The sequence below is a fragment of the Paenisporosarcina sp. genome, from assembly GCF_049671445.1.
Taxonomy (GTDB): Bacteria; Bacillota; Bacilli; order Bacillales_A; family Planococcaceae; genus Paenisporosarcina.
Genome location: NZ_JBATUX010000064.1, coordinates 55,672 through 82,594 on the forward strand (window position 1 = coordinate 55,672; position 26,923 = coordinate 82,594).

28 protein-coding genes are annotated in these 26,923 nt (G+C 37.3%); 24 read left to right on the top strand and 4 right to left on the bottom strand.

Annotated elements, in window-relative coordinates; genetic code table 11:
* Nucleotides 1–3: 3 nt before the first annotated feature.
* The 11 genes from floA (at nucleotide 4) to recO (ending at nucleotide 9,212) form a co-directional block, all read left to right on the top strand.
* Entirely contained in the window at nucleotides 4–1,014 is a 1,011-nt protein-coding gene (floA, locus tag WBG45_RS08475; RefSeq protein ID WP_024534467.1) for a flotillin-like protein FloA, read from the top strand.
* Nucleotides 1,015–1,049: 35 nt separating this feature from the next.
* On the top strand, nucleotides 1,050–1,493 hold the full coding sequence (locus WBG45_RS08480; protein WP_424413699.1) for a hypothetical protein: 444 nt from the start codon (nucleotides 1,050–1,052) through the stop codon (nucleotides 1,491–1,493).
* 51 nt (nucleotides 1,494–1,544) lie between these two features.
* Entirely contained in the window at nucleotides 1,545–1,787 is a 243-nt protein-coding gene (locus WBG45_RS08485) for a hypothetical protein (protein WP_024534469.1), read from the top strand.
* Nucleotides 1,787–2,905 (top strand): sporulation protein YqfD, encoded by a 1,119-nt coding sequence (locus tag WBG45_RS08490; RefSeq protein WP_424413702.1) that lies wholly within the window; start codon nucleotides 1,787–1,789, stop codon nucleotides 2,903–2,905. Before WBG45_RS08485 ends, WBG45_RS08490 begins: the two co-directional genes overlap by 1 nt.
* Before the next feature lie 2 nt (nucleotides 2,906–2,907).
* The gene (locus WBG45_RS08495) at nucleotides 2,908–3,870 is read left to right on the top strand and encodes a PhoH family protein (RefSeq protein WP_424413703.1); all 963 of its coding nucleotides are present in this window, start codon (nucleotides 2,908–2,910) and stop codon (nucleotides 3,868–3,870) included.
* 229 nt (nucleotides 3,871–4,099) lie between these two features.
* Complete coding sequence (locus tag WBG45_RS08500; protein WP_424413705.1) at nucleotides 4,100–6,229, top strand: HD family phosphohydrolase; 2,130 nt, start codon at nucleotides 4,100–4,102, stop codon at nucleotides 6,227–6,229.
* 11 nt (nucleotides 6,230–6,240) lie between these two features.
* Nucleotides 6,241–6,729: an rRNA maturation RNase YbeY gene (gene ybeY / locus WBG45_RS08505; protein WP_424413707.1), complete on the top strand. Its 489-nt coding sequence runs from the start codon at nucleotides 6,241–6,243 to the stop codon at nucleotides 6,727–6,729.
* The gene (locus WBG45_RS08510; RefSeq protein WP_424413709.1) at nucleotides 6,716–7,081 is read left to right on the top strand and encodes a diacylglycerol kinase; all 366 of its coding nucleotides are present in this window, start codon (nucleotides 6,716–6,718) and stop codon (nucleotides 7,079–7,081) included. The genes ybeY and WBG45_RS08510 overlap by 14 nt, the downstream gene beginning before the upstream one ends.
* A 12-nt stretch (nucleotides 7,082–7,093) precedes the next feature.
* Entirely contained in the window at nucleotides 7,094–7,504 is a 411-nt protein-coding gene (locus WBG45_RS08515) for a cytidine deaminase (RefSeq protein WP_024534475.1), read from the top strand.
* Nucleotides 7,488–8,402: a GTPase Era gene (gene era / locus WBG45_RS08520; RefSeq protein ID WP_424413711.1), complete on the top strand. Its 915-nt coding sequence runs from the start codon at nucleotides 7,488–7,490 to the stop codon at nucleotides 8,400–8,402. The genes WBG45_RS08515 and era overlap by 17 nt, the downstream gene beginning before the upstream one ends.
* Before the next feature lie 18 nt (nucleotides 8,403–8,420).
* Nucleotides 8,421–9,212, top strand: coding sequence for a DNA repair protein RecO (recO, locus tag WBG45_RS08525; protein WP_424413713.1), 792 nt, complete (start codon nucleotides 8,421–8,423; stop codon nucleotides 9,210–9,212).
* Between the two features lie 507 nt (nucleotides 9,213–9,719).
* On the opposite strand, the gene WBG45_RS08530 is transcribed toward recO, so the two are convergent.
* Nucleotides 9,720–11,102 carry a glycine--tRNA ligase gene (locus tag WBG45_RS08530; RefSeq protein WP_424413715.1) on the bottom strand — a complete coding sequence of 461 codons (1,383 nt, stop codon included), beginning with the start codon at nucleotides 11,100–11,102 and terminating at the stop codon, nucleotides 9,720–9,722.
* Between the two features lie 331 nt (nucleotides 11,103–11,433).
* Here WBG45_RS08530 and WBG45_RS08535 point away from each other — a divergent pair, with 331 nt between their 5' ends.
* From WBG45_RS08535 to WBG45_RS08570, 8 genes are all read left to right on the top strand, one after another.
* Nucleotides 11,434–12,072 (top strand): helix-turn-helix transcriptional regulator, encoded by a 639-nt coding sequence (locus tag WBG45_RS08535; protein ID WP_024534480.1) that lies wholly within the window; start codon nucleotides 11,434–11,436, stop codon nucleotides 12,070–12,072.
* A gap of 11 nt (nucleotides 12,073–12,083) precedes the next feature.
* Complete coding sequence (locus WBG45_RS08540) at nucleotides 12,084–12,887, top strand: pyruvate, water dikinase regulatory protein (RefSeq protein WP_424413717.1); 804 nt, start codon at nucleotides 12,084–12,086, stop codon at nucleotides 12,885–12,887.
* Nucleotides 12,888–13,103: 216 nt separating this feature from the next.
* Nucleotides 13,104–14,915 carry a DNA primase gene (gene dnaG, locus WBG45_RS08545; protein WP_424413860.1) on the top strand — a complete coding sequence of 604 codons (1,812 nt, stop codon included), beginning with the start codon at nucleotides 13,104–13,106 and terminating at the stop codon, nucleotides 14,913–14,915.
* Between the two features lie 28 nt (nucleotides 14,916–14,943).
* Complete coding sequence (gene rpoD / locus WBG45_RS08550) at nucleotides 14,944–16,074, top strand: RNA polymerase sigma factor RpoD (RefSeq protein ID WP_424413718.1); 1,131 nt, start codon at nucleotides 14,944–14,946, stop codon at nucleotides 16,072–16,074.
* A 251-nt stretch (nucleotides 16,075–16,325) separates the two neighbouring features.
* A complete protein-coding gene (locus WBG45_RS08555) occupies nucleotides 16,326–17,465 on the top strand; it encodes an acyl-CoA dehydrogenase family protein (protein WP_424413720.1) in 1,140 nt (379 codons plus the stop codon).
* Between the two features lie 143 nt (nucleotides 17,466–17,608).
* Nucleotides 17,609–17,983: a cytochrome c550 gene (cccA, locus tag WBG45_RS08560; protein ID WP_424413722.1), complete on the top strand. Its 375-nt coding sequence runs from the start codon at nucleotides 17,609–17,611 to the stop codon at nucleotides 17,981–17,983.
* 793 nt (nucleotides 17,984–18,776) lie between these two features.
* Nucleotides 18,777–19,478: a tRNA (adenine(22)-N(1))-methyltransferase gene (locus WBG45_RS08565; RefSeq protein WP_424413724.1), complete on the top strand. Its 702-nt coding sequence runs from the start codon at nucleotides 18,777–18,779 to the stop codon at nucleotides 19,476–19,478.
* Nucleotides 19,475–20,593, top strand: a complete 1,119-nt coding sequence (locus WBG45_RS08570) for a Nif3-like dinuclear metal center hexameric protein (RefSeq protein WP_424413726.1) — start codon at nucleotides 19,475–19,477, stop codon at nucleotides 20,591–20,593. Before WBG45_RS08565 ends, WBG45_RS08570 begins: the two co-directional genes overlap by 4 nt.
* Before the next feature lie 40 nt (nucleotides 20,594–20,633).
* Here the strand turns inward: WBG45_RS08570 and WBG45_RS08575 are convergent, their stop codons facing one another.
* Both WBG45_RS08575 and vrrA read right to left on the bottom strand, forming a co-directional pair.
* Nucleotides 20,634–21,611 (bottom strand): 4-hydroxy-3-methylbut-2-enyl diphosphate reductase, encoded by a 978-nt coding sequence (locus WBG45_RS08575; protein ID WP_424413728.1) that lies wholly within the window; start codon nucleotides 21,609–21,611, stop codon nucleotides 20,634–20,636.
* Between the two features lie 66 nt (nucleotides 21,612–21,677).
* The gene (vrrA, locus tag WBG45_RS08580; RefSeq protein ID WP_424413729.1) at nucleotides 21,678–22,142 is read right to left on the bottom strand and encodes a VrrA/YqfQ family protein; all 465 of its coding nucleotides are present in this window, start codon (nucleotides 22,140–22,142) and stop codon (nucleotides 21,678–21,680) included.
* A gap of 125 nt (nucleotides 22,143–22,267) precedes the next feature.
* On the opposite strand from vrrA, the gene WBG45_RS08585 reads away from it, so the two are divergent.
* Together WBG45_RS08585 and WBG45_RS08590 are read left to right on the top strand one after the other, a co-directional pair.
* Nucleotides 22,268–23,569, top strand: coding sequence for a DEAD/DEAH box helicase (locus WBG45_RS08585; protein ID WP_424413731.1), 1,302 nt, complete (start codon nucleotides 22,268–22,270; stop codon nucleotides 23,567–23,569).
* Nucleotides 23,570–23,583: 14 nt separating this feature from the next.
* Nucleotides 23,584–24,471, top strand: a complete 888-nt coding sequence (locus tag WBG45_RS08590) for a deoxyribonuclease IV (RefSeq protein ID WP_424413733.1) — start codon at nucleotides 23,584–23,586, stop codon at nucleotides 24,469–24,471.
* Nucleotides 24,472–24,511: 40 nt separating this feature from the next.
* On the opposite strand, the gene WBG45_RS08595 is transcribed toward WBG45_RS08590, so the two are convergent.
* Nucleotides 24,512–24,751, bottom strand: a complete 240-nt coding sequence (locus WBG45_RS08595) for a hypothetical protein (RefSeq protein WP_424413735.1) — start codon at nucleotides 24,749–24,751, stop codon at nucleotides 24,512–24,514.
* 103 nt (nucleotides 24,752–24,854) lie between these two features.
* Between WBG45_RS08595 and WBG45_RS08600 the strand changes: the two genes are divergently transcribed.
* Genes WBG45_RS08600 through WBG45_RS08610 form a run of 3 tightly spaced genes read left to right on the top strand, consistent with a single transcriptional unit; the run spans nucleotide 24,855 to nucleotide 26,898 of the window.
* Nucleotides 24,855–25,628 (top strand): metal ABC transporter ATP-binding protein, encoded by a 774-nt coding sequence (locus WBG45_RS08600; RefSeq protein ID WP_424413737.1) that lies wholly within the window; start codon nucleotides 24,855–24,857, stop codon nucleotides 25,626–25,628.
* Nucleotides 25,625–26,491: a metal ABC transporter permease gene (locus WBG45_RS08605; RefSeq protein ID WP_024534494.1), complete on the top strand. Its 867-nt coding sequence runs from the start codon at nucleotides 25,625–25,627 to the stop codon at nucleotides 26,489–26,491. The genes WBG45_RS08600 and WBG45_RS08605 overlap by 4 nt, the downstream gene beginning before the upstream one ends.
* A complete protein-coding gene (locus WBG45_RS08610) occupies nucleotides 26,488–26,898 on the top strand; it encodes a Fur family transcriptional regulator (protein WP_424413740.1) in 411 nt (136 codons plus the stop codon). The genes WBG45_RS08605 and WBG45_RS08610 overlap by 4 nt, the downstream gene beginning before the upstream one ends.
* Nucleotides 26,899–26,923 lie beyond the last annotated feature (25 nt).

Here is a 26,923-nt window from a genome sequence, read left to right on the forward strand (position 1 = left end):
AACATGATTGAAGGAATTACAGGAGGCACAATTGGTATTGTAGTTGCCATTATTGCCGCATTTATTCTTTTGTCGATTTTCTTAACGTTTGTACCAATCGCGTTATGGATTTCTGCAATTGCAGCAGGAGTTAAAATTAGCATCTTAACATTAGTGGGGATGAGGCTACGTCGAGTTATTCCATCTCGTATCGTTAACCCATTAATTAAAGCGCATAAAGCAGGTATTACTGTTACAAATAATCAACTAGAAAGCCACTATTTAGCTGGTGGTAATGTTGACCGTGTTGTTAATGCATTGATTGCAGCTCATAGAGCGAATATCGAATTGCCATTTGAACGTGCGGCTGCGATTGACTTAGCAGGTCGTGACGTATTAGAAGCGGTTCAAATGTCTGTAAATCCGAAAGTAATTGAAACGCCATTTATTGCAGGTGTCGCAATGGACGGTATTGAAGTGAAAGCAAAAGCACGTATTACAGTACGAGCGAATATCGATCGACTAGTAGGTGGTGCTGGTGAAGAGACAATCGTTGCCCGTGTTGGTGAAGGAATTGTCTCAACAATCGGTTCTAGTGTGAACCATAAAAAAGTTCTTGAAAACCCAGATATGATTTCTCAAACTGTTTTATCTAAAGGTCTAGATTCTGGTACTGCTTTTGAAATCTTATCCATCGATATCGCGGACGTGGATATCGGTAAAAACATTGGTGCAGAACTTCAAACAGAACAAGCAGAAGCTGACAAAAAAATCGCTCAAGCTAAAGCAGAAGAACGTCGTGCAATGGCTGTAGCAACTGAACAAGAAATGATTGCTAAAGTTCAAGAAATGCGTGCAAAAGTGGTTGGAGCAGAAGCTGAAATTCCACTTGCTATGGCTGAAGCATTACGTGAAGGTAATATCGGAGTAATGGATTACATGAATTACAAAAATCTACAAGCTGATACAAGTATGCGTGATTCAATTAGTAAAATCGGTGGCGACAAATCAAAAAATGATCTAACTAAAGATTAATCCTGATTCGCTAGCCCTTGAAGGAGGGATTTAAAGTGGAAGTTATCATTTTTGCGATCATCACCTTTATCATTAGTGCTATTGCCAAACGTAAAAATCCAGATGACGGCGGCGGGAAAACAAAACCTTTCATGCCTAATCAGCAAAATCAACAAAAAATGAAGAAACTCGAAGATTATGCTAAGGAAATTTACGGTGATGTGCAAAAACAAATTTCTGAAAGACAATCACCACGTACAAATTCAAAACCTGATGTTATTAGTCAAATGGAGCAAGTGAAAAATTCACCGTCTAACCAACAGTTGAAAGATGATCAACGTGCTACTAGACGTCCAGGAAGACTCTCTACACATCAATCAGCGGATGCTGTATACAATAAATCAACTGATCCTGCTAGTCTCGTACCATCAACGGAGAATCAATTGCGTCAAGCGATTATTTTCTCGGAGATCTTAGCTCCTCCAAAATCTAAACGATAACTCATGACCTTCTTACTATCAGCATATGCTAATGGTAAGGAGGTCTTTTATTTGTTAAACAATCATCTTCAACTGACTCCATTCATACATATTGACAACTTTGACAACATCCGTGTTAATGGACCTTTTGAATTAAAACTTTTAAGTCCGAAATTATGTCAACTTAGTGGAAATGGTTATACGCTGACGATTGAATCTATAGACACGCTTATTAACTCCATGAATGTAGAAGAAATTACGATAAAGGTCCGAGACTTGAAACGACTTGAGTTGCGGAAAATGGATATGGATTGATGGCTAATAATGGACGAAAAATCACTTGCCATATTAAGACGCATGATCGGTTATATCCATTTATTCATTCACTAAAAGAAAACAAAGTTTACATAATAAAATTATCTACTAATCAATCAGGTGCAATGTTTACCATTTATGAAAAAGATTTGGCAATCGTTCGGCGAATTCGGAAACAATATAAGTTGCCTATTCATATTACAAGACCGGATACAGATCAAATCATCCAAATTCAATGGAGTATGCTATTAGGGTTGTTAGGATTTATTATCATTCCGTATTTATGTTCTTTATTTTTGTGGCAAATCTCAATCGAAGATATTTCGGATGAGAGACAGGTAAGACTTGAACAAGAATTACATAAATTAAAAGTTAATGAAAGGAAACTGTTGACTAGTTTAGTTAGCGATGCACAAATTAGACAAGTTCTTCTAGCGAATAACCATGATCTTTCCTGGATTCATATTAAAAGGACTGGCTCTAAAATGAATATCACTTCTGTCCCAGCTCCTATTATCTTTCGACAACCAACTGATCATAAGGTCCCGTCGAATTTAGTTGCACTGCGAAGAGGTGTTATCACACACTATGATCTTCGCTCTGGTGAGCGTGTGGCACCGCTTCACTCGACAGTTAAAAATGGAGATATGCTTGTAACTGGGGTGTTGAAACAAGGAAAGAAATATTTGCTTGTCGGTGCAGAAGGGCAAGTTTTTGCTGATTTTTGGTATGAAACTTCTTTTGAATTACCAACTAAAATCGTTTACGACAAATTCATATCCGAAGAAGTAAAAATACTTCAAGTTTCAAAACCATGGAAGAAATTAAAGAAACAACCAAGTAAAGAGCATTTTTTCGAGTTATTCAAAAGTGTTTTTAAAATCGAGCATGAAACCATTGTTGAAAAATCTACAGTGACTGTTAATGAACAATGGATTGAAGAAGCATTTCTGCCAATGTTAAGAATGAGAACAGCTTCTGGTCTATCAGCAAAAGGGAAAATTAAGGATGAAAAGATTTTACACATGACATGGACAAATGATACAGTTAAAGGGAAAGTATTGTACTACGTGAATGATAACATCGCAGGTAAAAGACCTATACATCAAGGAGACTGAGTATGCAGGAAGAACAATTGACGGAATTACACGTTCAAGATCCAAATGAAGCCATCTTACTGCTCGGGATTTCAGATGGTAATATGAAATTAATTGAACAAGAGCTTGGTGTTCAAGTCATCACTAGAGGCGAATCAATTCGTCTTGTTGGTGAAGTTGAAAACACTGAAACTGCAAAAAAACTAATCGAACAGCTTTTAAAAGTCATTCGAAAAGGGATTAATATTAACCAGAGAGATGTCAGCACTGCTTTAGAAATGAATAGCGCTGGTACAATCGAATATTTTGCTGAACTATATGATGAAGAAATAGCAAGAAATGTAAAAGGTAAAGCCATTCGTGCCAAAACAATAGGGCAACGTGAATATATTCAAGCTATGCGCCATAAAGATTTAGTCTTTTGTATTGGTCCAGCAGGTACAGGTAAAACGTATTTAGCTGTGGTACTTGCGACACAAGCACTAAAAAATGGTCAAGTGAAGCGTATTATTTTAACTCGACCAGCTGTTGAAGCAGGAGAGAGCTTAGGGTTCTTACCAGGTGATTTGAAAGAAAAAGTAGATCCTTATTTACGTCCTTTATATGATGCACTGCATGATGTATTAGGTACAGAACAGACAGCTCGCTTTTTAGAAAGAGGAACCATCGAAATTGCACCTCTTGCCTATATGCGAGGTCGTACTTTAGATGATGCATTTGTTATATTAGACGAAGCTCAAAACTCAACGAAAGCTCAAATGAAAATGTTTTTAACTCGCTTAGGCTTTGGCTCGAAAATGGTCATCACTGGCGATAAAACTCAAATTGATTTACCTCCACGTATAGAATCCGGCTTAAAAGTAGCTGAGAAAATTTTGTCTAATGTGAGTGGGATACACTTTCAAATGCTCGAGCAAGGGGATGTTGTCCGTCATCCGCTCGTTGCAAAAATTATTCAAGCATATGAGGAACAGCAGTCTGAATAAGGCTGCTGTTTTTTTTTATTTTAGCTCTGTAAAACTATTCTGTTGATTTCCGTTACAGGCTGTATCAACAGCTATGAAAGACTAATTCAAAAACATTATTCTATCACTCTACTCATAAATGAAGGTTTTATTGTGTTAGTATTTTACGCATTTCTTGAATGTTTTACAATATACGGTGTAATGATTGAAAATTCTTGATATGATAATAGGTAGAAGATGGGGTGAAACAGTGAATAGCTGGTTTAAACAAATGCAGTCACTAGTGGGCTACCGAACTTTTACTTATTTAACGATTGTGGTAACAGGATTACTATTATTCTTACTACTTATCAATGATGTGCGTCCCGAAAAATATGACATCAAACAGTTTGCCTTATCGCAAGATACCATTCGCTCAGTAAAAACTGTTGAAGACCCCGTAAAGACTGAAGAAGAGCGTGTACGAGCAGCTTCTGAAGTGACGAGTGTCTATCAATTCTCAGAAGAAATCGGGAAAAATCGTGCAGCAATCGTCACATCTGTTTTTGATTATGTATTGGAAGTAAAATCAGAATCACAAAAAACATCAGAATTAGATCCTGATGAAGAAAAGGTTCCAATTGATGAGCAAGTAAACATGTTGAAGAAAAACCTCCTTGTGTTGGAAAAAGAAGGTGAAGGCATTCGTTTTTCAGACGACGCCTTAACTACATTACTTTTAGCAGAAGAATCTATATTAACCAATTTGCGAGATTCAATTACCACATCGATTCGAGATATTATGAGCAAACCCATTCGTTCCGAGGAAGTCGCCTCGGCAAAAAACGAAATAGAAAAACGAATTCGAAGCAATTCATCTATACCTGAAAATATCTTACCTACCGCAGTGTTAATTGGTCGTTACGGTATTAATGAAAATGAAACATTAAATGAAGAATTAACGGAAGCTAGAATAGCTCAAGCTAGAGAGAGTATTGAACCAACCAAAATACTTCAAGGACAAGTTATCGTCCAAGAAGGGCAAGTAATTGATCGAGAAGTGTATCGTCAACTTGAAGTAATAGGTATGTTAACCAATCAATCTTCACTTAAACCTATTTTTGGATTAATTCTTTTCATTACTCTTTGTATGTGGCTGGTATATATGCAAATGGCGAAATGGAAATCTAATAAAGAGGAGAGACAATCTGCTTTATTAGTTGTTATGCTCGTATTCATTTTATCAGTCGTTGGCATGAAGTTAATCAGTTTAGTGTCCGATAACTTTGATGTCACAATTGCGTTCTTATTTCCAACTGCACTAGCACCGATGCTCGTTCGTTCTTTAATTAATGAACGTTTTGCCATTTTAACAGCATTTTTAACAGCTGCAGTAGCAGGCCTTGTTTTCCAAGGCGGATATTCTGTTGTATTGCAAATGGAAATCACGTTATATATCCTATTTGGTGGATTAGCAGGCTTGTATGTAATTCAAGGGGCAGAAAAAAGGTCACACTTATTGCAAACGAGTATGAGTGTTGTTGGTGTCAATATTGTATTCATTGCATTTTATTTACTCATGACTCAAACTGATTACGGAGTAAGTGAACTTCTATTTTACGGCATAGCCGCTGTTACTTCTGGTCTATTATCAGGTGCTTTGACGATTGGTTTGTTACCTTTCTTCGAATCTGCTTTTGGGTTGATATCTGCTATGAAGCTGATTGAACTATCAAATCCAAATCATCCTTTATTGAAAAAAATCTTAACTGAAACGCCTGGAACTTATCATCATAGTGTTATGGTTGCAAATTTAGCAGATGCTGCCTGTGAATCTATTGGAGCAGACGGATTATTAGCACGAGTTGGTTGCTATTATCATGACATCGGAAAGACCAAACGACCTGGATTCTTTATTGAGAATCAAATGAGCCATACTAATCCTCATGATTCTTTACCACCTGAAACTAGTCGAGATATTATATTAGCCCATGGCAGTGACGGAGCAAAGTTATTACAGAAGTATAAAATGCCGAAAGAAATAATTGATATTGCTCAACAACATCACGGAACCACTTTATTAAAGTATTTTTATCACAAGGCAAAAGAGGATGGAAAATTAGTAAAAGAAGAAGAATATCGTTATGCTGGTCCAAAACCTCAAAAGAAAGAAACAGCCATCATTGCAATTGCGGATAGTGTTGAAGCTGCGGTACGATCAATGAAACAGCCAACAGCCGACAAAATAAAAGAGACTGTAATGTCAATTATCAAAGATAAATTACACGATGGCCAGTTTGACGAATGTGATTTAACGTTAAAAGAACTCAAAACAGTCGAACGTGTTTTGTGTGAAACATTAAACGGTATTTTTCATTCGCGAATTGAATACCCACAATAAAGGAGAATTTTATGTACCTCACATTGGACTTAAATGATGAAACACAATCTTTATCGATCGAAAACTTAAATTTAATCGAAAAAATGTTACACCATGCTGCAGAGGCTCAAGGAATTGAAGCCGGCAGTGAATTGTCCGTAACTTTTGTTAATAATGAAGAAATTCAGCAAATTAATAGTGAGTACAGAGGAAAGAATGTACCCACGGATGTCATTTCATTTGCAATGGAAGAACTAGGTGAAGGAGAAATTGCTATTAATGTAGAAGGTGCGCCACGTGTTTTAGGGGATATTATTATCTCTGTCGAACGTGCAAAAGAACAAGCAGCAGATTATGGACATAGTGAAGAAAGAGAATTAGGTTTTCTAGCTATTCATGGTTTCTTGCATTTACTCGGCTATGACCATATAGAAGAAGACGATGAAAAAGAAATGACTGAAAAACAAGAGGCGATTCTACAGTCTTTTGGATTGAGACGTGAACAGGATGAAAAACAATAATTTTTTTGCAGCATTTAAGTATGCTCTAGCAGGACTGATTCACGCTAGTAAGGGAGAACGGAATTTTCGTTTCCACTTATTTGCAGCCTTCGTTGTTGTTATAGCAGGTACAATCAGTCGTGTTTCAATGATTGAATGGGTAATCTTGATATTATGTATTTCAATCATGTTTAGTCTAGAATTAATCAACTCAGCTATAGAACGAGTAGTTGATTTAGCGTCACCAGAGATTCATGATTTTGCTAAGCAAGCAAAGGATATGGGGGCTGCTGCAGTTCTTGTATTTGCCTGTGCAAGTGCTATAATCGGAATACTCATCTTTTTACCTAAGTGGATGGAAATATTTAATTGAGGTGTTTGAACAATGGAAAAGATACAATTAATGGAAGAATCTAAAATCGCACGCGAAAATGCGTACGTACCATATTCGAAATTTAAAGTTGGCGCAGCTTTATTGACGAAAGAAGGAAAAGTTTATCACGGATGTAATATTGAAAATGCCGCTTATAGCATGACGAACTGTGCAGAGCGTACAGCGATGTTTAAAGCGGTTTCTGAAGGCGAACGTAACTTTGCTTCTATATCAGTTGTAGCAGACACAGACGGCCCAGTATCGCCTTGTGGAGCTTGCCGTCAAGTGATTGCAGAGTTTTGCGAACCAAACATGCCTGTTTATTTAATTAATTTAAAAGGAGATGTACAGGAAACAACAGTTGCCCAATTGTTACCAGGTGCATTTTCTCCGGAGGATTTAGCCTATGCTGGAAGCAAATAAAGGATATAAATCAGGTTTTATTTCAATTATTGGACGACCTAACGCTGGTAAATCAACTTTTTTAAATAAAGTAATCGGACAAAAAATTGCGATTATGAGCGATAAACCACAGACGACAAGGAATAAAGTTCAAGGTGTTTTAACGACAGATAAACAGCAAATTATTTTTATCGACACACCTGGAATTAATGAACCTAGACATAAACTAGGTGATTTTATGTTAAAAGTGGCTAAAAACACACTACGTGAAGTAGATGCCATTTTATTGATGGTAGATTCAGTAGATCGAATTGGAAAACAAGATCGGTATATATTAGAAATGTTAAAAGGCAATGAAACTCCTGTATTTTTAGTGATGAATAAAATTGATTTAATTCATCCGGATAAGTTATTGAGTGTCACGGAAGCTTTCCGCAAAGAATATGATTTCGCCGACGTTATTCCAATCTCCGCTTTAGAAGGAATCAATATCGATGGGTTACTTGAAGTGTTAACAAAACATTTGCCAGAAGGACCTCAATATTATCCTGCTGATCAAGTAACAGACCATCCAGAGCGTTTTATCATTTCGGAATTAATTCGTGAAAAAGTACTTCATTTAACTCACGAAGAAATCCCTCACTCAATTGCTGTTGTTATTGAGAAAATTAAAAGAGAAGAAGACAGTGAAAAAATTCGGGTAACCGCGACGATTATGGTTGAACGTGAATCACAAAAAGGTATGGTCATCGGCAAAAAGGGAGCACTATTAAAAGAAGTAGGAGTGCGTGCTCGTAAGGATATAGAAATGTTATTAGGTAGTAAAGTATACCTTGAGTTGTGGGTAAAGGTTCAAAGAGATTGGCGCAACAAACAAGTCCATTTACGTGATTTTGGATTCCGCGACGACGAGTATTAATAAGGGGCGTGTGGGCAGTTGCTGAATCGTATAGAAGGCATTGTCTTAAAAACGCAAGATTATGGGGAAGCCAATAAAATTGTCACTCTTTTTTCTCGAGAAGGTGGTAAGATTACTGCGATGGCCAGAGGTGCAAAAAAACCTGCAAGTCGTTTGGCTGCAATTACCCAACCTTTTACACATGGCTCTTTTTTAATTCAACAGGGTCGTGGTATGGGGACTATGCAACAAGGTGAACAAGTGGAGTCCTATCGACATATTCGTCAAGATATTGAAGCGACAGCTTATGCAAGCTTTATAGTGGAACTGATTGATCGAGCAGTGGACGATCGTTCTCCACAACCCTCCATTTTTAATTTACTTCAACATGCTTTACATGCAATCTCAGATGAGTATGATCCTGAAGCTATCGCTTTATTTGTGGAATGGAAGATGTTGCCGGTCACAGGTATTTATCCAACTTTACATCAATGTACAAATTGTGGTGCAACGGAGGGTGAATTCGCATTTTCATTTCAACAAATCGGTTTCTTGTGTCATCGCTGTTTTAGTGTTGATCGGTATATTATTCGTTTAACTCCTGCGCAAGTTAAGCTCATTCGAACCTTTTACACAGTACCAATTGAGCAAGTTGGGAAGTTAACATTAAAAAAAGAAACGAAAACATTTATTAAAAAGATTGTACGTACTATTTATGAAGAACAAACTGGTATTCGATTAAAAACGCGATCGTTTATTGAGCAGCTTGATCGTTCACCAGAATATTTCCCTAAAAAAGAAAATCCGTCTACTCCTCCTGAAGAAGAGTAGGCGGATTTTTTTATTGGCTTTGTTCATTTACCAATTGTTGCACAACTTGACTAATCGTAAGAAAAGAGAGGGACTGTCTACGTGCGTGAAATATGACGAGGGGCAGCCCTCTTTTTATATTCAGTAGAGTTTGATTTTCGTTTCAGACGGACGCTTTCCGCGGGCATGGCCTCAGCCTCCTCGACGAGCAAAAACATCTGCTCCTGCGGTTCCTCGTCGCAAACAAGTTGTGCATTTTTTTCACAACTTGTTGCCTGTGGGGTCTTCAGCTCATGCACCTGCCGCTTCGCTTTCGGTGCAGAAAAACATCTGCTATTCCCGCTGGACTCGCCGTCTTTCACTCCAATCAATCATCATCTTTGTAAAGCATCCATACAATAAATATAGAAAAATAGATCGGTGGAGAAATAAGTTATATTCGGGACTGAATTAGTCAGACCTTACTTTCATCATTTTGAATAATAGCTGAGCGCAAAAAGTACTTATTAGCTTTAAAACTATAATGAATTAAAATTCTAAGTGTTTCTCAATGTATGCCTTAACATCAGCAATTGGCATACGTGTTTGCTCCATTGAATCGCGATGACGAACGGTTACTTGTCCATCTTCTACTGAATCAAAGTCGTACGTAATGCAGAAAGGTGTACCGATTTCATCTTGTCGACGGTAACGTTTACCGATTGATTGAGAATCATCGTAATCCACCATGAACGATTTGCTTAGATCAGCAAATACTTCGTTAGCACCCTCAGCTAATTTTTTTGATAAAGGCAAAATTGCTGCTTTTACTGGAGCTAAAGCTGGATGGAAGCGTAAAACGGTACGTTTATCGTCACCTTCAAGAGCTTCTTCTGCATATGCGTCACATAAGAAAGCAAGTGTAACGCGGTCAGCTCCTAATGAAGGTTCAATACAGAAAGGTACATAGCGCTCGTTTGTAATAGGATCGATGTAATTAAAGTCTTCACCTGAATGTTCCATATGGCGTTTTAAATCGAAATCAGTGCGGTCCGCAATGCCCCATAATTCACCCCAACCGAATGGGAATTTATATTCCACGTCTGTTGTAGCAGAAGCATAGTGAGACAATTCTTCAACATCATGGTCACGTAAACGAATGTTATCTTCAGTTAAACCTAAGTTTAATAACCAGTTCTTACAATAATCGCGCCAGTAAGCGAACCACTCTAAGTCTTCACCTGGTTTACAGAAGAACTCAAGTTCCATTTGCTCAAATTCACGCGTACGGAATGTAAAGTTACCTGGTGTAATTTCATTTCTAAAACTTTTACCAATCTGTGCAATACCAAAAGGCATTTTTTTACGCATTGAGCGTTGAACATTTTTGAAGTTAACAAAAATTCCTTGCGCTGTTTCAGGACGTAAGTAAATATCATTTGATGACGCTTCTGTAACACCTTGAGATGTTTTAAACATCAAATTAAATTGACGAATATCTGTGAAATCTTGCGCGCCGCAATCTGGGCAAGTAATCGCATGTTCGCTTATTAGTTCTTGCATTTTTTCAAATGAAAGCCCATCAACAATCATTTCAATTCCTTTAGTATCAAGTGCATCTTCAATTAACTTATCAGCACGATGACGTGCTTTACATTTTTTACAGTCAATCATTGGGTCGTTAAAGTTTCCGATATGACCAGAAGCTGACCACACTTTAGGATTCATTAAGATCGCTGCGTCCACTCCAACGTTGTATGGAGATTCTTGAACGAATTTGCGCCACCATGCTTTTTTAATATTGTTTTTAAGTTCAATTCCTAATGGGCCGTAATCCCATGTGTTGGCTAAGCCACCGTAAATATCTGAGCCAGGAAAAACAAAACCTCTGTGTTTTGCTAAACTAACTACTTTTTCCATTGTAATCGTCATAAAAAATCCCTCCAAAATAAAAATAGCACTCGTCTCCGGACAATTAATGTCCGGGGACGAGTGCTTAATACCCGCGGTTCCACCCCAGTTGACTGCCAAAATGCAATCCACTTTCAAAATTCATGACTCCAGGACGCCTTTTCATGTTCGATGCAGACTTCCACTATCTCTGCTCGCTTCGGTGAACAATACTTATTTTCCTATCTTCGTCTATATAATTGAGTACATCATAGCATACTACATTAAAAAGCGCCAATCAAGCTGTACACTAGATAACATTACTTAAATAGTATATAATAATGAACATTGAGTATAACACATTTTTGAGGCGGTGAGTCCGATCGAACTCAACAAACGTCAAGAGGAAATTTTGGTAATTGTTAAAGGAAATGGTCCGATTACGGGAGAACAAATTGCAGAACGTTTGAATTTAACAAGATCTACATTGCGACCGGATTTAGCAATTTTAACGATGGCTGGATTCTTAGATGCAAGACCACGAGTAGGGTATTTTTATTCAGGTAAAAAAACTGGTCAAGCTGTCACAGATAGCATGATGAATATGAAAGTAAGAGACTTTCAATCAATCCCTATAGTTGTAGCCGAAGATATGACTGTTTACGATGCAATTTGTCACATGTTTCTAGAAGATGTTGGCACTTTGTTTGTTGTTGATAAAAATGCGTATTTAACAGGAGTATTATCAAGAAAAGATTTACTTCGGACGAGCTTAGGTCAACAGGATTTAAATAAAATTCCCGTTCATATTATAATGACGAGGATGCCTAATATTACGTTTTGCTTCAAACATGATTCGTTACTTCATGCGGCGAAGAAATTGATAGATAAACAAATTGACGCGCTACCAATTGTTAAAGAACATCCAGATGGATATGAAGTAATTGGCCGAATAACAAAAACTAACATAACAGGTGCTTTTCTGTCCTTAGCAGAAAATCACGATTTGTGAGGTGATAAACCATGAAAAAACTGCATATATTTATTGTTTCTGATTCCGTAGGAGAAACAGGAGAATTAGTTGCGAAAGCAGCAGTTAGCCAGTTTAGACCTGGTTTGCAAGACACATCATTAAAACGTTTACCCCATATAGAAACGATTGATCATGTGATTGAAATCGTCCAATTAGCAAAAATTCAACAAGCTATTATTTTATTTACTCTCGTTCGAAAAACGATGCGTGCTACTTTGAAAAAAGAATGTGCACTACATGGAGTTCGTTTCATCGATTTAATGGGACCGCTTATGGATACTTTGGAAGAAGAATTAAATGAAGTACCATTTGAAGAACCGGGTCTTGTTCGTAAACTTGATGACGACTATTTTAAAAAAATCGAAGCGATTGAGTTTGCTGTCAAATATGATGATGGAAGAGACCCAAGAGGTTTGCTGTTGGCGGACATCGTGCTTATAGGTGTATCACGTACATCTAAAACGCCATTGTCTCAATATTTGGCTCATAAGCGTTATAAAGTTGCAAATGTACCGCTTGTACCTGAAGTTGAGCCACCGGAAGAGCTTTTTAGAGTAGACCCTGAGAAGTGCTTCGGTCTTGTAATTTCTCCTGACAAGTTGAATTTTATCAGGAAAGAACGATTAATTGCGTTAGGATTAAATGATGATGCGAGCTATGCAAAATTAGATCGCATTAAACAAGAAATCGTGCATTTTGAGAAAGTTGTCTCTCGCATTGGTTGTCAAGTCATTGATGTTACGAATCGCGCTGTAGAAGAAACAGCAAATGTGATTTTAAACAAAATCCAGTAAGGAAAAACCATCCCGATGTTGGGAAGGTTTTTTCTTTTGAAAAAGCAAATATTTTGTAGATTTTTTCATGGAAACGTTTTATAATGAAAATTTGTGGTAAAAATATTTAATATGAGTTGTCATTTCCCAAGTTTTTTTTATTTTTGTCGAAACTTGCAGGATTTTCTTCAACTATCTCGAATTCAATATATAGCCTATAAAGATGGTGATGACAACGTGCAACGAATTCCGGAAGAAACAATCGAACAGATTCGCACAAGTAATGACGTAGTTGATGTCATTAGTGAATATGTTCAGTTGACGAAACGTGGACGAAACTGGTTTGGTCTTTGCCCATTTCATAATGAACAATCACCTTCGTTTTCAGTTTCTCAAGACAAACAGATTTTTCATTGTTTTGGTTGTGGTGCTGGAGGGAATTCCATTACTTTTGTGATGGATATAGATAACTTGTCTTTCCAAGAAGCTTTAGGCAAATTGGGTTCCCGTGTGGGCATAGAAATTGATATCGAACCTCAAACAGGTGAACCCACTACGATTTCTAAAGAAGAAACGCATATGAAAGAAGCACACACTTTTGCGATGAATTATTATCACCACTTGCTACTAAATACCGAAGAAGGAGAAAAAGCTCTTCAATATTTAGAAGAAAGAGGATTTTCTCGTGAGCTTATTGAACAATATAGAATTGGGTGGTCTCTTCCAAACTGGGATGCCTTAACAACATTACTGGAACGTAAAGGATTTAGTTTAGCTGAAATGGCTCAAAGTGGGCTTGTTATTCAAAAAGAAAATAGAAATGAATACTTTGACCGATTTAGAGAACGAATCATGTTTCCAGTTCGAGATGAAGCGGGCCATGTCATTGCATTTTCTGGACGAGTTTTAACTACAGAATCACAAGATGCTAAATACATGAATAGTCCTGAATCTCCAATCTTCCAAAAAAGTAAAGTTTTGTATAATCTAGATGTTTCTCGTCCTATTATTAGGAAAAAACATAAAGTGATTGTCATGGAAGGTTTTATGGATGTTATAGCAGCGGCAAAAGCGGGTATCATGAATACTGTAGCAACAATGGGTACTGCTTTGACAAAAGAACAGATTAATAAGTTGAAACGGTTAACTGATTCAGTCACTATTTGTTATGATGGTGATTCTGCTGGTTTTGAAGCTGCAAAACGAGCGGCACAGCTTTTAGTGCAAGATAAAATTAAAACTGAAATTGCGTTGTTACCTGATCAGATGGATCCTGATGATTTTATTCAAACAAACGGGGCAGATGCCTTTGAGAAACAAATCATTGAACGTCCACATGCGTACTTAGCATTTATGATGATGGCAGCGAGACGCAATAAGAATTTTCAATTTGAAAACGACACGTTACAATACGTGCAAGAAGTTCTCGAACATTTTGTAGGGAACTCTTCACCAGTTGAACGAGATTTATATATTAGACAGCTAGCAAAAGAAACCAATATTTCTGAAGAGGCGATTTATCAACAATTCAGAAAAATAGAAGGTAAAACTATAAAGCAAAACAAGAGACAACAAGCTCCACCAATTGCCCAAAACTTGCCTGTAAGTCGTAAGCTTGTCCAAGCAATTGATCGGGCTGAAAAATTGTTGCTCGCTCATATGTTACACCAAGTAGATATTGTCGATAGTTTGCATCAAGAGCATGGACTTCATGTTTTTATTCATGATTCATATGAAGCGATATTTGTTCGTCTCATTGGTTTCTACGACACTTATCCGCAAGCAGATGTACATCGTTTTCTAGAAATTTTAGAGGACACAGAATTACGTAAGTTGGTAATGGAAGCAACGTTAACAGAACGAGACCCAGAACATGCACGTGAAGAAGTCTCTGACTGCTTACGACAAATAAATAAACACCGAATCGAGCTTCAAATTCAATTGAAAATGCATGAGTCAAAAGAGGCAGAAAAGATGCAAGATATGACGAGTGCACTAGCGCTAGCAAAACAAATAATCGATTTAAAGAAATCGTTATCAACGATGTAAATGATTGGTTTTTAAAGGAGGAAGACTTATGGCGGACAAGTCTGAACGTTCAAAAGAGGCTGAAACTGAGGTCAGATTAGAAGAAGCAAAAAAATCTCTACTCGAAATGGGCAAAAAAGCGGGTGAGTTAACATTTGCTGACATAGCTGAAAAATTAGCTGTCTTTGTATTGGAATCAGATCAAATCGAAGAGTTTATTGAGCAACTAGAAGCACAAGGTGTTGAACTTGGTAGAAAAGATGGCGATGAAGAAGACTTAGAGAAGCTAATGAAAAAAGGGCAAGAAGAAGAAACGTTCGACTTAAACGATTTAAGCGTACCACCAGGGGTTAAAATTAATGATCCTGTGCGTATGTACTTAAAAGAAATTGGTCGTGTTGACTTACTTTCTGCAGATGAAGAAATCGCACTTGCTCAACGTATTGAAGTAGGCGATGAAGAAGCGAAAAAACGTTTAGCTGAAGCAAACTTACGACTTGTTGTAAGTATTGCAAAACGTTATGTTGGACGTGGAATGTTATTCTTGGATCTAATTCAAGAAGGTAATATGGGTCTAATTAAAGCTGTTGAGAAATTTGATTTCCGAAAAGGATTTAAATTTAGCACATATGCTACTTGGTGGATTCGTCAAGCAATAACTCGTGCGATTGCTGACCAAGCACGTACAATTCGTATTCCTGTTCATATGGTTGAAACCATTAATAAACTGATTCGTGTTCAACGTCAGTTATTGCAAGATTTAGGTCGTGAGCCTTCTCCTGAAGAAATTGGAGAAGAAATGGAGTTGCTAGCTGAAAAAGTACGTGAAATCTTAAAGATTGCACAAGAGCCTGTTTCACTTGAAACACCGATTGGTGAAGAAGATGATTCACATTTAGGTGACTTTATTGAAGACTCTGATGCTCAATCTCCATCTGATCATGCAGCGTACGAACTTTTAAAAGAGCAATTAGAAGACGTTTTAGACACGTTAACTGATCGTGAAGAAAATGTGCTACGCTTGCGTTTCGGTCTTGATGATGGCCGTACACGTACTTTAGAAGAGGTTGGAAAAGTATTTGGCGTAACTCGTGAACGAATTCGTCAAATTGAAGCGAAAGCTTTACGCAAATTGCGTCATCCATCACGAAGCAAACGATTAAAAGACTTTTTAGAATAGAAATTCCAAAAGACATTCACTTCTGTGAATGTCTTTTTTTGAAATAAAAATATAAGTTTGCAGTTCGGAGCCCTTAAATTATGGATTAAGAGTCATTGGACATTAAAGTATTATTAAAGAGTATTTTTATCAAATTAAAAAGATTTTTCAATCTTGCTAGTCTTAATACTAACAAAATAGTTGTGAATGTTAGAATATTACCTTTATAATGAAAATTGAAAGCGTTTTATAAATTAAAGGGGTTGAATGTAGTGAATTTTGATTTATCGCAAGAACATCAGATGATTCGCAAGACAATGAAGGAGTTTGCGGATAAAGTTGTAGCACCAGGCGCGATAGAACGTGACCGCACGAAAGCTTTCCCAAAAGAAATCTTTAAACAGTTAGCCGACATGGGGATGATGGGCGTACCGTTTTCAGAAGAGTATGGCGGAGCAGGCTCTGATACGATTAGTTTTGCAATTGTAACGGAAGAATTAAGTCGTGCTTGTGCATCTACAGGAATTACCTATTCAGCACATATATCATTAGGTGGGGCTCCACTTAATTTGTTTGGTACAGAAGAACAAAAGCAAAAATATTTAGCACCGATTTGTTCGGGAGAGTCTTTCGGAGCGTTTGGTTTAACTGAACCAAATGCAGGTTCTGATGCGGGTGGTACACAAACTCGAGCAGTTGAAGATGGCGATGATTTTATTATTAACGGAAGCAAAGTATATATTACGAATGCAAGTTATGCGAAGCATTTAGCAATTACGGCAATAACAGGGATGAAAGATGGCAAGAAAGAAATAAGTGCTATCATCGTACCTACTGATGCTGAAGGATTTACTGTTATTGATAATTATGAAAAAATGGGCTTAAATGCATCAAATACTACTGAACTAGTATTAGAGAATGTAAGAGTTCCAAAATCGAACTTATTAGGGAAACGTGGAGAAGGCTTCCAACAGTTCTTAATCACTCTTGATGGTGGACGAATTGGTATTGGGGCTATGGCAGTCGGGATTGCACAAGCGGCCTTTGATAAAGCATTACGCTACTCTAAAGAGCGTCAGCAATTTGGTAAACCATTATCACATTTCCAAATTACTCAATTCAAATTAGCTGATATGGCGATGAAAATCGAATTAGCACGTACAATGGTTCATAAAGCGGCTTGGTTAAAAGATCAGGGTCGACCTTTTACAAAAGAAGCCTCTATGTGTAAGTTGTACGCGTCAGAGATTGCAATGCAAGTTGCCGATCAAGCTGTTCAAATTCATGGTGGATATGGCTATATGAAAGAGTATGAAGTAGAACGCTATATGCGTGATGCGAAATTACTCGAAATTGGTGAAGGTACATCCGAAATTCAACGAATGGTTATTGCTCGTCAAATTGGTGTTTAATATTCATTAATTTGTCGAATTTCTGACAATCTAATGAAAACTTCCATGTTAGGACTTTTCGTTTGAAGTAGAATGCAGTACAATAACAGTGTTGACTGATTCTATTATAGAAAAAGAATGAACGAAAAGAAGGAGGTTACATGATGCAAAAAAATCCAATCGTACCATTTATTTTAATTGCAGCATTTGGTATCGCACTTATTTTCTTCCTATCAATTCAAGGCGTTGATAAAAAGAAAGAAATTGCTGAAGGACATGAAGAAGGCGCTACTGAAGAAACTGAAGGTGGCGAAAGTGCAGAAGGATTTGATCCTGAAGCTGTCGCTCAAGGAAAATGTATTTCATGTCATGGTGGAGATCTTGCTGGTCAAGGAAACTTCCCATCATTAGTGGATACAAAACTTTCTAAAGAAGAAATTGCTGAAGTTATCACAAACGGTAAAGGCGCAATGCCTCCTGGTTTAGTAGAAGAAGCAAACGTAGATGCAATGGCTGAATACATTCTTACATTAGAATAGTTTTGCTAACCCTTATCCTAACCATGGATAAGGGTTTTTTAGTGGTTTTTTTAAGGAAGATTATTAGAGTCGATTTCATCATTCATCAAACCGGATGTAAGCACGAACATTCTAAAAACAGATTTTGCTACGAGTAATTTCAGGAGCAGCACTTTAGAGGTGGAGACCCCCGCAAGTATGTCTTACAAGGTCGAAATATGTAATTGTGATTGTATTAAGTGTAATTATTCCCTTGATTTATTCCCATTCAAACTTCATTAATTCCTATTCACCCGTTTTTATCCGTTATTTAATGCTTCTTGGAACATGCGGCAAACGCAAATGACCGACATACTACTACATTTTTTAATTAAGAATCTTAATATAATATTTATAATTTTTGTAATGGGTCTTCAAAAAAGTCCTAAATATAAAAAATGGAGATAAATGAGTCTTTTATCTGTACCTACAATTGAACAATGTAAACAGTGAAAGTTGTCTGTTTTGCACATGATGAGCTTATGGGTGATTGGAGTGGAAGACGGCGACTCCGGCGGGAATAGCATGAGCTGAAGACCCCGCAGGCGAGCTTGCTCGCCGAGGAGGCTGAGGCCATGCCCGCGGAAAGCGTCCGGCTGAAACGGAAATCAACCCCACTAAAATAAAAAGGGAACTGTCTTTAGTTGAAGAGACAATCAAACAATAAACTTTGAACTTGAAAATCACCTATAGAAAGCAGTAGATATAACTCAACTTGCTGCGTCTTTCCCGTTCTATGGTACAATCTTGATATAAAAGAAAGGAGAGGATTTCGTTGAACGCACAACGTCTCTCAGAACGATTAACACGTGTAGCAGCTTATGTAAAACCAGGTTCCATTGTCGCTGACATTGGAAGTGATCACGCATATTTACCTTGTTACTTAATTCACCACCAAATCGCAGAAAAAGCAATTGCGGGTGAAGTAGCTAAAGGTCCTTATGAATCAGCCCGAAATCAAATTGTAGAAGAACAATTAGAAGATAAGATAACGGTACGTTTTGCAAATGGATTGCAAGCAATTAACCATGAAGATTTAGTTGATACGGTAACGATTGCAGGAATGGGTGGACCATTAATTGCGACTATTTTACAGCAAGACTTAGATAGATTAGCAACAGTTAATCGATTAATATTGCAACCCAATATTCATGCCAAAGCCATTCGGGAATGGGCAATCATGAACGACTGGAAGCTGGTAGCCGAAGAAATATTACAAGAGGACGATAAGATTTATGAAATTCTTGTTCTTGAAAGAGGTAAAATGAAGTTATCTGAAACTGAAGCTTTGATGGGGCCATTATTAATAATGGATACTCAAAATGAAGTATTTCGCTTAAAGTGGGAAAAAGAATCTTCAGAGTGGATGCGAATATTAGATGCTATAAATGTGGCAGAAATGTCACCTGAAGTACAATTGAAAAGAGCAGAAATTGAAGGGAAATTAAAAATCGTAAAGGATGTGTTTAGTGCATGAAAACAGCGAATGGACATGAAATCATCCAATTATTTGAGTCCTGGTCGCCAAAATTCTTTGCACTAGAAGGAGATCCCATTGGCTTACAGGTTGGGCAATTGAATCGACAAATTCAAAACGTTCTAGTAACACTTGATGTCACGTTGCAAGTGGTACAAGAAGCAATTGACCATAACTGTCAATTAATACTTGCTCATCATCCCCCTATATATCGCCCATTAAAAAATCTTCGAACCGATACACCAACAGGAAATATAGTCGAGTTATGTATTAAACATGACATTGCAGTTTACGCAGCACATACAAACTTGGATGTTGCACCTGGAGGGGTTAACGATTTATTAGCAGAAGCACTGGAGTTACAAAAAATTAGCATTTTAGATGAGACGTATGCCGAATCAGTAATGAAATTAGCCATATTCGTTCCAACTACGCATTCAGAAGTTTTGCGTCATCAATTAGCACTGGCAGGTGCTGGTCAAATTGGTAACTATGATAGCTGTAGTTTTTCTTCACTTGGTACTGGGCGGTTTCAACCATTAGATGGTTCAAATCCTGCCATTGGTCAATTAAATACCTTAGAACAAGTGGAAGAGGAAAAAGTAGAAGTTGTTTTTGAGTCATCTAAGAAGTCGAAGATTTTAAAAGCGATGTACGAATATCATCCTTATGAGGAAGTAGCTTTTGATATATGGGAGCTTGATTCCAAAACAAACAATCAAGGCATAGGAAGAATTGGCTTGCTTGAACAACCGTTGTCACTTGATGAATTTGCCGAAAAGGTGAAAGAGCAGTTGAAAGTGCCGTTTGTTCGTATTGTAGGGGATGCTACGAAAAGCATTCGCAAAGTGGCAGTACTAGGTGGAGACGGTAATAAATATATTCAAACGGCTAAACGAGCAGGTGCAGATGTCTTGGTTACTGGTGATTTATATTTCCATGTGGCACAAGAAGCACAATTGCTTGGTTTGTCTGTCATCGATCCAGGTCACCATGTAGAATCGGTTATGAAGTCAGGCGTTTCAGTTAAAATGAATAATTTATGTGAAGAGAAAAAGTACTCATGTAGATTCATTTCTTCAAGTATTTCAACAGAACCATTTCGAGTTAAATAGAAAAGAGGCTATCCAGTTTAATGGATAGCCTCTCTTTTGGTTAAGATAAAGAGTATGGTTCAATTCGTATCACGGGTTGTGGATTTTTGATTTTAGGTAAAATCTTATCGATTGTTACTTTTCTTTCAAGACGATGCGTTTGTGGATCTTGTGGATCATACTTTTCTAAGAATTGAACGACTTCTTTTACGATAGGTGTTGGTGTCGAAGCGCCAGCAGTAACCGCAATGATTTCAATGCCTTCAAGCCATTCTAATTTGAGTTCTGATAAATCCGAAATACGATAAGAAGGAGTCTCTGCAATTTCTTCAGAAACTTGAGTCAGACGATTTGAGTTATTACTCATTGGATCTCCAACGACAATTAACAACTGAGCTACGCCAGCTTGATCTGCTACCGCTTCTTGACGAACTTGTGTTGCTAGACAAATTTCTTTATGCACTTCAATATGAGGAAACTTTTGTTCTAGTTTTTTCATCAGTTCGACAACATCCCATTGACTCATGGTAGTTTGGTTCGTGACAATTAATTTTTCTGCTTGAATATTCAATTGTTCCACGTCTTCGACCGTTTGAACGAGATGAACAGCGTTTGGAGCTACGCCAATCGCACCTTCAGGTTCAGGATGTCCCTTTTTCCCAATATAGATTACTTGGTAACCTTCATCAGTCTTTTCACGAATTAAATCATGAGTAACCGTTACGTCAGGGCAAGTAGCGTCAATAGATACCAAGCCCTTTTGTTTGGCTAACTCACGAACTTCAGGTGACACGCCATGAGCGGTAAAGATGACAGTACCGCCATCCACTTTATCTAAAATTTCTTTTCTGTTTTCGCCATCTAACGTAATAATACCGTCGTTTTCAAATGCATCAGTTACGTGTTTGTTATGCACAATCATACCTAATATATATATCGGACGTGGTAGGGATGTGTCCATCGCTGCATTACGAGCGATTACCATTGCATCCACTACGCCGTAACAATAGCCACGTGGGGTAATTTTGAGTACTTGCATATGTAGCACTCCTCTCAAAAGTTGTTAATCTCTATTATAACGGAGAGAAGTGCTTAATTCAAAAAATCAAAGAGGTGGTTGAAAAATCCTTGGAATTGAAGAGCCAGTTGTTCGAGTAACTGAAGTTGCCGCAGCACCTGCGCTACGACTTACTGCACTTGCAGTAGAAGTTGCGTCTGGCATGCTTTGAAAGCCACGATAAATTTTCCAAAGTGCTGGAATGTTTTGGACCATAGGTGCTACTTGCTGAACCATAGGTGTCAATCTTTGTGCTGTTGATAGAAATTGATCAGCAGTTTGTAAATATTGTTCCATACGGTTCACTTGAGGAGTTCCTGCATTCCCCATTCCAAAGGGAGATTGAGAAGGTCCACCTCCGGGGAAGCCATTGGGCATTTGTGGACCACTCATATTTCCTGCACTGAATGATTGAGAAAGTCCTCTTAAAAAGCTATTACGTGGTGGTTGAAATTGCTGTGGAATAGGTGGGGATTGTTGTTGAGAAAATGGATAAAAAGATTGATAACGCATAAAATCCTCCTTTCGAAATAAATAGTTAATTGACTCAATGGCCATAATACAACTATGATAAACTGATGGTCTTTAAAACAGACGAAAGAACATGCTACAATGAATGTACGTAAGGAGGGGCAAAAATGTCCAAATATACTGATTATGATTTCCAGCCTTTTTTACAAGATGCCATTAGTAAATTAGGTTTTACAGAACCAACACCCATTCAAAAAGAAATTATTCCTTTGATTTTAAAAGGTAAAAGTGCGATTGGCCAAGCACATACGGGTACAGGGAAAACACATAGTTTTTTAATTCCGATTGTAGAGCGAATTCAATCAAACAAAACAGAATTACAAGCTATTATTACGTCTCCAACTCGTGAACTTGCTTCTCAGATTTTCGAAGAACTAAGTAAGTTAACTGAAGGTACAGAAATTCAATCAAAATTGTTTATTGGTGGAACTGATAAACAACGTTCGATTGATAAACTAAAAACACAACCACATATCGTAGTGGGTACTCCTGGACGTATTCGTGACTTAGTTAAAGAAAATGCTTTACTTGTTCATACTGCACCGATATTAGTAGTAGATGAAGCTGACCTTGCTTTTGACTTAGGCTTTATTGAGGATATTGATACATTTGCAGGAAAAATGCCAGCAACTTTGGAAATGTACGTCTTTTCTGCGACGATTCCAGAACGCTTACAACCATTCTTGAAAAAGTATATGGAGGCTCCGGCTCATATTCATATCGGAGACAAGCGTCCTGCAGCTGAAGGTATTGAGTTTAATCTAGTACCGGTTCGTAGTAAGTCTAAAAAGAAACGGTTAGTAGAAGTTATGGAAGGAATAAATCCTTACTTAGCCATTATTTTTACAAACACTCGTAAGAATGCAGATGACGTAGCTAATTATTTAGCTGAAGCAGGTTATCGCGTAGGACGTATTCATGGAGATTTAGCACCACGTGAACGTACTCGTATGATGAGACAAGTTCGTGAACTTGAGTATCAATATATTGTAGCAACAGATCTTGCTGCACGTGGTATCGATATCCAAGGAGTAAGTCACGTAATTAACTTTGAGCTTCCTGAAGACTTGGAATTCTTTATTCACCGTGTTGGACGTACTGCTCGTGCTGGATTAAAAGGTACATCTATAACATTATATGAACCAACAGATGAAGACGCGATTATTCGTATTGAAAAAATGGGAATTCCATTCGTTCATGTAGATATTAAAGATGGTGAGTGGTCAGAACTAAAAGAACGCCACGAACGTAAAAATCGTAAAAAGACTGAAATTAGTGAAATTGATCAAAAAGCAAAATCATTAGTTCGTAAACCTAAAAAAGTAAAACCTGGCTATAAACGTAATATGCGCTGGGAAATGGACAAAGTTAAAAAGAGAGAACGTCGTATTAAAAACCGTAAAAAGTAAGGGGATTTTTCGATATGTTATTAGGTTCACATGTTTCGATGAGTGGGAAGAACATGTTGCTTGCTGCGAGTGAGGAAGCTGCTTCTTATGGAGCGACTACTTTTATGATTTATACAGGAGCACCACAAAATACACGCCGTAAACCGATTGAAGAGTTGAACATTGAAGCAGGACATGCGCATATGAGTACGCATGGAATGTCGAATATTGTGGTTCATGCTCCATATATCATTAACATCGGTAATTCTCTCAAACCTGAAACATTTGCACTCGGAGTCGAATTCTTACAAAAAGAAATTGAACGAACTGCAGCATTAGGGGCAAAGCAAATTGTTTTACACCCTGGTGCTCATGTTGGTGCTGGCGCGGATAAAGGCATTGAAAAAATAATTGAAGGTTTAAATGAAGTGTTATCGCAAGACTTTCCGGTTCAAATCGCTTTGGAAACAATGGCGGGTAAAGGGACTGAATGCGGTCGCTCATTTGAAGAACTTGCACAAATCATCAATGGTGTTACTCATAATGAACGACTTTCTGTTTGTTTAGATACATGCCATATTCATGATGCAGGTTATAATATCGTCGATGAATTTGACAATGTTCTTAATCAATTTGATCAATTGATTGGCGTCGACCGTTTAAAAGTGCTTCATATTAATGACAGCAAAAATATTCGTGGTGCCGGTAAAGATCGCCATGAAAATATTGGTTTTGGTGAGATTGGTTTTCAAACACTTAATCAAATCGTGCATCATCCACAACTAGTAAATGTTCCTAAAATCTTAGAAACACCATATGTAGGGTTAGATGCAAAAAATAAAAAACCACCTTATTTTTATGAAATTGAAATGTTTAAAGCACAAACATTTATGCCAGAAAGCATTGACAAATTACGTTCATAAACTTTAAGAGACTCAAGCAGTTACCTGTTTGAGTCTTTTTTTATAGATTAAAATAAGCAAAAAGCTTTTTGGTGCGGTTTTTTCCTAGTACCTCGGCAATTTGTTTTTGAATATGTGCTGGAGGTCCAAACAATAGCCACTGAATGGAAGCCTTATCAAAGATTGGTCGAACTAATTTAACTTCCTGAGGTGATAATTGAACGGGAAGTGAACTTGTCATTTTCGCAATTTCTTCATCAGATTTTTCTTTCGTCGCTTGAACTAGTTCCCAAATATCCAAAACTTCATCCTTTCAAGATTATAGAGTTTACTTCTGACAATATCTCCGTTATACTAACTAATTGTAAATCGTAATGATTATGAATTAGAAAGAGGCGAGCTTGATGAAAGCGCCATATGATATTGAACTTAACGATGTGTCATTCCAATACGACCAAAATATTGTCCTAAAAAATATTTCGCTACAAGTAAAACAAGGGGACTTTTTAGCCGTATTAGGTCCTAACGGTTCAGGAAAGTCAACGTTACTAAAAATAATATTGGGATTATTAAAACCGACTTCAGGAACCATTAAGTTATTTGGTGAAAAAAGTCGAGATTTCAAAAAAAGAGAATGGCTAGGCTATGTCTCGCAAAAATCAAATGCGTTTAATACGGGTTTTCCAGCAACTGTGTATGAAGTAGTTCAAAGCGGTCTAGTGAAAAAAACAGGATTATTCAAAAATTATCCAAAAGATTCACTAGAGCGTGTTGAAAAGGCATTGAATTCAGTAGGAATGATTGATTTTATTAATCAGTCAATTGGAGAGCTATCAGGTGGTCAACAACAACGAGTATTTATTGCACGTGCACTTGTAGCTGAACCGAAGTGTTTAATATTAGATGAACCTACTGTCGGTATTGATCATCAGCACGTACAATCGTTTTATAATATGCTTGCTGAGTTAAATCGTGACCAGCATCTTACGTTGATTCTCGTAACGCATGATGTTGATACTGTATCCAGTAAAATAAGTCATGTCGCATGTTTAAATCAAACAATCCATTTCCATGGCTTTAAAAATGAATTTAATCAATTAAGTGATGAAGATCGTCAAGCATGGTATGGTCATTCCGTTCGTAAAATTCACCATATGAAAAGTGAGGGAACGCAATGATTGAAGCGTTATTAAACTATGAATTTCTACAGAATGCTTTTGCCTCTGGTATTATCATTGGTCTGATTGCTCCGCTACTAGGGGTATTTATTGTCGTTAGAAGACTTTCTCTCATTGCTGATGCATTAAGTCATGTTACGCTAGCAGGGATTGCAGGGAGTTTGTACTTGAGTCAAACTACAGCAGTGTTTGCACTGTTAAATCCTTTATACCTAGGTATTGTAGCAGCTGTTACTGGCTCTGTTTTAATCGAACGTTTACGACGTTTGTACAAACATTATGAAGAGTTAGCAATTCCAATCATTATGTCTGCGGGAATTGGATTTAGTGCCATATTTATTTCATTGGCAAATGGCTTTAGCTCAGACTTATTTGGCTACTTATTTGGTTCTGTGTCAGCAGTAAGTAGACAGGATTTATGGATTGTCCTTGCGATTGCATGTATTGTTGTTATCTTTTTAGTACTGTTTTACAAAGAACTATTCCTCATGTCATTTGACGAAGAATACGCAAAAGCATCTGGACTGCCTTCAAAATGGGTTCACCTTTTGTTTATGATAGTGACAGCTCTTGTGATTGCTGCAAGTATGCGAATTGTAGGTATTCTTTTGGTATCTTCATTAATGACCTTGCCAGTAGCAGCAAGTATGCGTTTAGCGAAGGGCTTTAAACAAGCGATTTTTTATGCAGTAATTTTTGGAGAAGCTGCAGTGATAATTGGTCTTGTGTGTGCATTTTATTTGAATATTGCACCAGGCGGGACAATTGTTGTCACTTCCATCATCATCTTACTTCTTGTATTATTGGGGAAAAAGATCTGGTTAGCAGTCGTAACAAAGACTGAAAGGGGACGTCTTGCATGAATATTTCGAAGGCATGGGACCTTTTAAAAGAAAAAGGATATAAAAAAACGGATAAGAGGCAACAAATTTTAGATTTATTTGAGGATAATGAACGTTATTTAACAGCTCGGGATTTACTTGATGTGATGAAAAAAGACTATCCTGGAATGAGTTATGATACGATTTATCGAAACTTAAGTACGTTTGTTGAAATAGGGATATTAGAAGAAACAGAGTTATCTGGAGAACGCCATTTTAGAATGCAGTGTGAGGCGGATCACCACCATCATCACTTTATCTGTATGGATTGTGGGAAAATTAAAGAAATTCATTTATGTCCAATGGATATGCTTGAGGAGAAATTACCTGCCTATCAAATTGATAGTCATAAGTTCGAAATCTACGGCAAATGTCCAGCGTGTCAATAAGCAAAGCCCGTCAAACCAAAGTTTG